An 8967-nucleotide genomic window follows, 5' to 3' on the forward strand; every position below is an offset into this window, starting at 1 on the left:
TCTGGTTGGCGACTTCAGTTTGAATTTCACAACCAACATCTTTCGCATTACATGTATATTTTAATGTCAGTGAATAAGTTCCTGGTGTTAAAATATCCAAATGCCAAACCGCTGAAGCTGCTGAATCGGTCCAGTCTTCAAGCCAACTGTTCGCATAACCGTTATGGCCTTTTCCACTATAATTGATGCCCTTCCCTGCTTCTGGTTCCAGGAATGATTCATTCGCTGGAATCGAACTCACTTTTTCTTTGGGGTGTCCCACTGGAATTGGGATCGGTTCAAAGCCCTGGCTTGAGACATCCTTGAACCAATCAGTGTAAGCAGCTTTCAATTTCTGTGTCACTTGTGGATGGGCATTCGAGACATCTTTTTTTTGTCCGGGATCTGCCAGCATGTCATATAGTTTCCACTGATGGTTTCGTTCATAAGCGGCCCGCCAGCGCTCTGTGCGTACTGATCCCACTGGGATTTCTTTTCCGGGAATTGAATTGCGAAACAGCCGATCTGCAAAGAGCATCCGTTTCGGCCACTCTTCCGGAGAGCTGCCCGTCAGTAACGGCACCAGACTTTTTCCGTCAACACGATTTCCAGACGATGGACTCACGCCACAAAAATCGCGCAACGTTGGTAAAATGTCAATGTGAGCAGCAATTGGTTTCACAACAGTTCCCGGTTTGATTTTTCCAGGATAACGCACAAACAGAGGAACGCGAATGCCCCCTTCATGAATGGACCCTTTCTGGCCGCGCATGTCGCCATTATAACGTTTGCTATTCGGGCCATTGTCTGTCAGAAACAGAACAATCGTGTTGTCAGTGAGGTCAAAATTATCCAAGGTCTGCATCAGCCGTCCAAGATTGTCATCGACACTTTCAACCATCGCATAAGCACAGCGGGCTTTGTCATCCAGGCCTTTGTTCGCGTATTTGTTCCAGTATTTATCAGGTACAATCCAAGGCGAATGCGGTGCATTATAAGGCACATAACAGAAGAAAGGCTGGTTCTTGTTTTGCTTGATAAATTGAATCGCTTTGTCAGTCAAAACATCGGTAATATAGCCTTTTGTTTCAACAGGTTGATTGTTGTGTTCGAGGTTCGTATCAAAGTAACGATTCCAATGGCCGCCACAAAAACCGAAGAATTCATCAAAGCCCTGCCCGTTAGGATGCATTGGATAGTGACGACCATTGTGCCATTTTCCAAACGCCCCCGTGGCATAACCGGCCGACTTGAGAACTTCTGCAATCGTAACTTCGTCGGCCCGCATGTTTTCAAAACCACGCGTCACGCCATGCACGCCGGTTCTCAAACTGTAACGACCCGTCAGCAAAGCCGCTCGCGTCGGTGCACAAACGGGAGAAACATAAAACCGATCAAACCGTGCCCCCTGCTTTGCCAGCAGGTCTTGCTGAGGAGTGTTGATCAAGAGGTTTTCGTGAGATTGGATATCTCCCCAACCTTGATCATCGGTCATGATCAACAATACATTCGGCTGATCAGCAGCTTGTGAGGACTGAATGGGGAATAGGAAGAGAATCAAAAATGATAATACCGCAAGGTTCAAAACAGGTATACGTTGCATGGTAGAAGCGAATTTCCTTTTCGAGTTTGAAGTCAAAAGTGGTTCAAATCAGAAACCATTCTAAAGGAATTACCTATCAATCCCACCACCAGCGGACAGTTTTTTTTCCACGACGTTCAAAGGCGGCTGTTTTTTTCTGATCGAGCGTGTCATCTCTGGATGTTTGAAACTCCGTCTGATTTACGACCCTTCTGGCATTTACGGTCACTCCCCCACCCACCAGGCAAATCATCAGTCGACTGGCTTTTTTGTAATTCATCGCAGTCGGGACCTGTTTGGGGATGTTTCCCTGTGGAACCAAATATTCCGATGCAGTAGAAAAGAAACGATGATCCCACTCAACCTGTTGATCGAGGCGTTCTTTTCTGATCAACGCTGCCAATACAGTTAAATCGGTGATTGACTGTAATTCCGCAAACGTGGGATGTAGATCTGCCAGCTTCGCAAAGTGTTTGGTAAATTGCTGCGCATATTTTGTTGTCGAAAGTCGAGTCTGGGCGGCGTCTGTCCTTTGCCCCGCTTGATTGACGAATTCTTCCTGCGACATCATTTGAAGTCGCTGCCCCGAAAAAGTAAACGCATCCCGGTCTGCTGTCGTGGTGAAGGCATCGTACAAGGGAGTGAACCACCAGCGTTGAGTGCTGTTGCCACCACCGCGTAGTGTCGCCAGATGGCTTTTGATTTCGCGAATTCCCGAAGGTTCCAACCCGATGGAAATTCGTTTCAACATATAGTCGGCTTCCACCAGTATCCTCGCGTAATGCGAGCCTGCGGGAACACCAGTCACCGATACATCCTGCATGCCTAAAATCTGTGCCATCGTTTTAAAACGTGTCACAGCCGTTGTCGTGGAAGAGGCATTGTTGGTGCGGCGGATATACTCATTCATCTTCGCAAGATTTCCCGGCTTTGCATCGAAAGAACAGCCTGTGATCAAACCTCTTTCCTGGGACTGAAAGGCCACAACTAGATCGTCCAGTCGTAGCGGCGGTCGACCTGATTCTACACCCACAACCCGATTTTGTGCGTTGGTCGCGAAGCCTTCTGCCGGACCTGCGATGATCAAGTCATTGTTTTTATGATCCACGAAAAGATAATCAATTCGCAAGAGTCCGGCCAGATATTGGATTTCCGGAGGAAGAGGCTGATTTTTTGATTTGAGTTCCTGGCACGCTTTTTCCAGTTTCACAAGTGAAATTTTGCGGAACTCTGATTTTTGATTCAGATCACTGGAAAGCGACTCGGCCGCGAGTGCCTGCAGTCGACGCTGATTTAATTGTTTGCTGTTTTGCGTGACTCGGAACTGTGCGGAAATCACACCTTCGGCATCAATGGTAATCCCGCCTGCGTTCTGCTGGTTATTACCATTCTGGTTATTGCCACCGCCATTGTTCCCACCGCCGTTATTCACTTGTGCCGAAGTCGGAGGACTGACACACAGGAAGAAAACGAAGAAGCTAAGAATGTAAATGGAATACGAGAATGGATTGCTGTTTCTTGACGAAGTGTGAGGGGAGTCATTCATCGATCAAATCTTTCTGCCCGCTGATTGCTGCCCGCAATGAGTTATGACTAACATTATTCTAACAACGCGGCACGCCCAAAGGCAGCCTTTTGTTCATTTTCAGGACTCGAACTCAGAGATTCGCTCATAAATTGGAACAGATCAAACCCCATATGCAACCTGTGTGCTACTCCGAAATAGAGATATTGATCAATTCCCAGGATGTCTAGTTAAGCGTTGAGAGTGATGTAAAACCAGTTTCGTAACAATCAAGGTGAGTAAGTGAAACCCAATATATGTTATTCTTATAGAAAATGGTCCATGAATCATATGCTTCACGGACTCCTCAAATACTTCTTGTACAACATAAATTCTCCTGAGTATAATGTAGATTGAATGTTAAATCTCTGAATCAACCTCATTTGAAAGTCAGCCTGAAATGAATGATTCTGCCAAACTGCCTCCTGAAACGAAAAAGTCGATCTTTAAAATTAATATTGCAGTGGTGATTTTCGTGATTTCAATATTTACTGTATTTGTGTTATGGACGCTCCCGACTGTAGTTCCTCCAGGGCGTCGCAGAATTGCTCCAAAACTTGCTTCAATGAATAATCTCAGAAATATTGGATTAGCGGTCGTCAACTACACTTCTGGTCATGAATCAAATATGCCTCTCGGCACGACAACAGATCAACAAGGGAAACCTCTACATAGTTGGATGACGGCAGTAGTTCCGTATCTGGATCAAGTTGGGCTGGCAAATCAAATCAAATATGAAAAACCATGGAATGATCCTGTAAATCAGCACATTTTTACAACCAACATCCCAGTTTTCATTAATCCGTCCATTGAAAAGACAACGGATTCAAAAGGATATGCTCTAACTCATTACACTGCTAATTCTCGCTTGTTCGGAGTTAATAAATCATACAGTCTCGATGAAATATCGGCCGCTGATGGTATGGCAGTTACAATTATGTTAGGTGAAATTAATTCAAAATTCCCTGCCTGGGGTTCAACCTCTAATTTTCGTGATCCAGCCAAGGGACTCGGGGGTGGTCCCGATCATTTCGGAAGCCCCTATGAAAAATCAGTGAATGTCATCTTTTCTAACGGAAGTGGCAAGTTCTTAAGTAAGGACATCGACCCCAAAATTCTAAAAGCGCTGAGTACGCCAGATGGGGGAGAACCAATTTCTAGGACTGAATACTAATAATAGCGGGCCTGTTTTGAATAGCTTGTTGATATCTGAAAGTGCTCAAATTCACTCAATCCGCATACCGACTTTAATACAACCACTGCTCAATACATCAGCTCTTAATCCACCTTTATTGACAAAGGCTTTGATAACATCGGTTTTCTGGATAGCTTCGTTCTCCAGGCGGCCTCCTAATGTGGCGCACGGTTCGCAAAGTTCGACGCCCATGAACTTGACCTCACCGATTTGAAAGGTTTTTCCCACGAAATCGTTGAGTCGAACACCGTGAGTGATCACATTGCGGCGGGTGTCACACAGGTCGATATTTTGCTCAAACCTTTGATTGTATGATTCGATTTCTTCCCGCTCGATAAACGTGATTTGTTGACCGGGGTAATCTGATCGACCAAAGTAACGATCACCGACAATCCCCTTACCTTCCACAAGCTCAATGCTTTCGACCTGTTCCTGAGGAGCGTTTCGTTCTTTCGCGATATAGAGGGCTTCGATCATTTTTTGAAATACTTAAATTATGATTAATGCGAGAATAATTCATATGCTAGCGCAGAGGACTTATGTGCGATAGGATACGGGAAATCATACTAACTTTATGTATTCTGCCAAGAAGAAACTTCGTATTTTTATTTTCGATGGGTTCAATTGAGAAGCCGTTGTAGATCGAACGACCAGGAGAGCTATTTGCCTGACCGTTCTTTGTTTGCGATTTTCAAGGGAACAAACTGCACGCCATCTACTGTAACATAACCGTCGGCTCCCGTATTGGAAACGGTGACGCGCGCCTGCTTGCCGGCTTCGAAACGAAACAGACCCAGCGAACGTGGCACCCGGTTTACCAGTACGGGCTGACGCTGATTGACGTAAACGGTTTTTATCCCATCAGCGCTCTGAATAGTGACGGGAGCATTGGTCGCGCGGTTCTCGTGCGCGGTATAGAGCAACCGTACTTCAAATTCACCAGACGCAGGAAGGATCGTCTTAAAACGTGCGCTCTTGCGACCCTGCGCTTTGTTGCCATCGTGATGATAGGTCGTGCCCACCAGCGGCGGCTGGCCGTTACTTTTACTCCATTCACCAGTGAATTCTGCTTGTGAGTCGTCAACGACGATTCCAGATAGCTTTTGAGCGCGTGAATGAGTCGTACTGCTTTTCTTTGGCATCGTCCATTCCAGCAACTGGCCGTCTGCCAATAATTGTTTGCGCAGTTTGTTGTAATCTACGTCTTGAATCCGACAGCCGGCGTCAATGGCCTGACTGGCGGCAGTCGCTGCGGACTGGCTGAGAATCATCAGTACCGGTTCCATTCGCGTGGACCCAAAGGCGACGTGACTGGCAGAGATGGCAAAGGTGACCAGCAGGTTATTACATTCCGATGCTTTCGGAACGATGGCGTCATAGCCGATAGGATAAGGACCTCGAGTTCCGGTATGGCCGAGCAGTTTTCCTTCGCGAACCATCACACCCTTATGTGCAATCCGGCGGATTTCATGAATGTCGATTCCATACGAGGCCAGGCCGACCGATTTGGCGGCAACCTCTTTGTGGCGACAGTGATGTTCGGTCATCACCAGATCAGAGATCATGCGTCGTGATTCACGAATATAAAGCTGATGAGGCCAGCCCCCATTATCGGTAAACTCATCTTTACACAAGCCGTAGCGTTTGATTTGCTTGCTTACTTTGGCGGGTACTCGTTTGTCGGTCGCCAGGAAGTGAAACAGGCCGCGCGCATAATTTTCATGAGCCTTGATGATCATCTGGCGTCCGGCGTAGCTGGCTTCAGAATAGTCTTTGTTTCCCCCTACATAATTCAAACCGAAATAAGCCGTGTTGAAATCGAATTTACCATTGGGCAGTGCATCGTGTTTGGTGAACCAGCGAAGATCCATCTGGTCGCCCGCCTTTTCACAGGCTTGAATGTAGCGGGCCACGATTTCATACCGAGCCGGGTCATAATTGTCAGGAGCTTTGATCGGAATTCGATTCTCTGACTGATCGGTTACACACAATCGAAAACAGTATGCCTGCACTCCGGGTGCCGCTTCGCCAATCGTGCCCAGTGTTCCCTCTTCGATTAAAGGCAATAGGCCACTCTCCGGTTTGCCGGGAATACGATACGGGTCGAGGGGAATCGATCGATCCCATAAGCCGCGCCGATCTTTCCGTCTGCCAATCGCATTTACTTTTCCGAATTGGACTTGCGGGATTTCATGAAACTGGATGCCATTCAAGGTTTCGTTGTATTGAGCGTTTGCTTCTCTGGTCAACGAATACGAAACGCCAGCCGCTGTCAGCAGATCGCCTTCATAGGTGGCGTCGATAAACATCTTGGCTCCGATGCGAGTCCCTTTGTGAGTTTCCAGCTCTACAATTCGGGGTCCCTGTTTGATAACTTGTGCGATATGCTCCCCTTTCAAAACCGTCACGCCAGCTTCTTTGATCATTTCATCAAACACCTGTTCGGCGACGTGCGGTTCGAGTTGAGTTTCGAGCGGCTTATTGTATTTGTGTCCGACGCGTTGATAAAATTCACGCGACATGCCGGCGACCGTAGCGGCTTTGCCCATATCCGAATAACTTAAGCCCCCCGAACTCATGCCCCCCAGGTGTTGCCCCGGTTCGATCAGAATGGCCTGTTTTCCCATCCTCGCTGCTTTGACGGCGGCGACCACTCCGCCCGATGTGCCTCCATATACGCAAATATCAACAGCATACTCTGGCTCCGCTGCCGCAAGATCTTGAAATGAGAAAAGAAATCCGCAGACAGCGGCAACGAGGGCAATAAATTTATGAAGCATATTGGAAAGCTCAATGAATTCTGGGGGTATGATAAACAGTCATGGGTATCATTTGATTATGACATCGCAGATTAATCCTGTAATATCCATTTCAACGGAATGCCAGCGATTGTCAAGGCAGATGTGTTCTCAGCGTTTCCCATCACGTAACATTTCCCGCGCGGCATTTCGACCGCAGGCGCCCATTACGCCTCCGCCGGGGTGTGCGGCGCTGCCGCATAGATAGAGTCCTTCAATCGGTGTGCGGTAATCGCTCCAGCCTGGAACGGGACGCATATTATATAACTGGTGCGCGGGCATCGCGCCCTGGAAGATATTGCCTCCCGTTAAACTGAAAGTTCGTTCCAAATCAAGGGGTGACAGTATATGGCGATGCAGTATCGACGCTGGCAAGTTCGGTGCAAATTCAGCGATACGCTGAATACAGCGGTCGGCGAACTCTTCTTTGATTTCGTCCCAGTTACCATGAGCCAGTTTGTAAGGCGCGTATTGTACGAACAATGATAGAATATGTTTTCCAGGAGGCGCCAGTGTGGTGTCGACGGCCGTAGGAATGGTCATTTCAATGATCGGCTTCTGAGAGGGCTGACCGTATTTTGCATCGTCGTAGGCGCGCTCGATTTCTTCACAGGTCGCGCCAATGTGAATTGTACCACGATGTTGCGGCCCCGGTTCCTCTTTGCCGCGCATACAAGTGAAATCGGGAAGTTCACTGACCGCGAGATTAATCTTCATGCTGGCGCTGCTGTAATCGATGCGGCTGACTGCGTTTTCAAATGATTCTGGCAGCGTACCCGCCGGGATCAGTTTTTCGAACGTCACATGCGCGTCGGCGTTCGAGGCCACACAATGCGTTGGAATGGTTTCGCCATTCGAAAGCTTGACTCCTGTTGTTTTCTGATCAGAGATCAAAATTTCTTCGACCGAAACACCAGTCCGGATTTCGACACCTGCGTCTTGTGCTGAAGCCGCCATCGCTTGACTCAGCGCACCCATTCCCCCTTCGACATAACCCCAGACACCTCGTGCCCCACCAGCCGAGCCCATTACATGATGTAGCAGCACATACGCGGTTCCGGGTGCGGAAGGCGGTTGAAACGTACCAATGATGGCGTCGGTTGCCAGCGTTGCTTTAAGGATGTCTGATTCGAACCAGCGATTAAGTATTGGTAGCGCCGCGCCGGTAAGAAGTTCAATTGCTTCCGGGATGGTTTCGCCCAGTTGTTTTAAAGATTGATGCAAATGATAGGCGGTTTTTGTATCACGTAGTTTCTTCCCGAAGCCAATCGAACGCCAGCTGGCGGGAAGCGGCAGCAGATCGGGGGGCGTCTGCATCAATGCGGGCTCCAGGCATTCGGCGATTTTTTGCAGCATCGCTTCGTAGCGGGGATACTGTTCGGCATCCCGCTCGCTGAACTGTGCGATCTGTTCCTGATTCTGCTTGAGGTCTGGTCCCAGCAGCAGCGATTTCCCATCTGCACGCGGCGTGAACGAACTCGGATTCCGCGGCAGCACTCGATAACCGTATCGCGCCAACTGCATTTCCTGTTCAATTTCCGGCAGGAGCAGACTGACCAGATACGAAGCTGTCGAGACTTTGAAGCCGGGCCATAGTTCTTCCGTCACACAGGCGCCGCCCACCAGTTCCCGCCGTTCAAGAACTAATGTTTTCCAGCCCCTTCGCGCCAACTGATGAGCACAAACCAAACCATTATGCCCTGCTCCAACGATTACACAGTCATACATTGATGTTATTACCGAAAGTGAAGTGAATCGATTTTGATTCTATTATGGGGATGAATTTAAAGTGTACCAGAGTGTGAGGGAACAAGAATATTATATCGTTGTATCAAATAATTTTGTATTT

At 48.0% G+C, this 8967-nt stretch carries 6 protein-coding genes; 1 reads left to right on the forward strand and 5 read right to left on the reverse strand.

Going from position 1 to position 8967, the window contains the following annotated elements; all coding sequences use genetic code 11:
• On the reverse strand, nucleotides 1-1582 hold a 1582-nt coding region (locus tag Q0668_RS10305; RefSeq protein WP_298863866.1), incomplete at its 3' end, for an arylsulfatase.
• Nucleotides 1583-1658: 76 nt separating this feature from the next.
• On the reverse strand, nucleotides 1659-3107 hold the full coding sequence (locus Q0668_RS10310) for a DUF1598 domain-containing protein (RefSeq protein WP_298863869.1): 1449 nt from the start codon (nucleotides 3105-3107) through the stop codon (nucleotides 1659-1661).
• Nucleotides 3108-3525: 418 nt separating this feature from the next.
• Between Q0668_RS10310 and Q0668_RS10315 the strand changes: the two genes are divergently transcribed.
• Entirely contained in the window at nucleotides 3526-4299 is a 774-nt protein-coding gene (locus Q0668_RS10315; protein WP_298863875.1) for a DUF1559 domain-containing protein, read from the forward strand.
• 51 nt (nucleotides 4300-4350) lie between these two features.
• Here the strand turns inward: Q0668_RS10315 and Q0668_RS10320 are convergent, their stop codons facing one another.
• From Q0668_RS10320 to Q0668_RS10330, 3 genes are all read right to left on the reverse strand, one after another.
• On the reverse strand, nucleotides 4351-4797 hold the full coding sequence (locus Q0668_RS10320) for an MOSC domain-containing protein (RefSeq protein ID WP_298863878.1): 447 nt from the start codon (nucleotides 4795-4797) through the stop codon (nucleotides 4351-4353).
• 182 nt (nucleotides 4798-4979) lie between these two features.
• Nucleotides 4980-7100 carry an FAD-dependent oxidoreductase gene (locus tag Q0668_RS10325; protein WP_298863882.1) on the reverse strand — a complete coding sequence of 707 codons (2121 nt, stop codon included), beginning with the start codon at nucleotides 7098-7100 and terminating at the stop codon, nucleotides 4980-4982.
• Nucleotides 7101-7229: 129 nt separating this feature from the next.
• Nucleotides 7230-8846 carry an NAD(P)/FAD-dependent oxidoreductase gene (locus Q0668_RS10330; RefSeq protein ID WP_298863885.1) on the reverse strand — a complete coding sequence of 539 codons (1617 nt, stop codon included), beginning with the start codon at nucleotides 8844-8846 and terminating at the stop codon, nucleotides 7230-7232.
• Nucleotides 8847-8967: the final 121 nt, after the last annotated feature.

The organism is uncultured Gimesia sp., from assembly GCF_937910335.1.
GTDB lineage: Bacteria > Planctomycetota > Planctomycetia > Planctomycetales > Planctomycetaceae > Gimesia.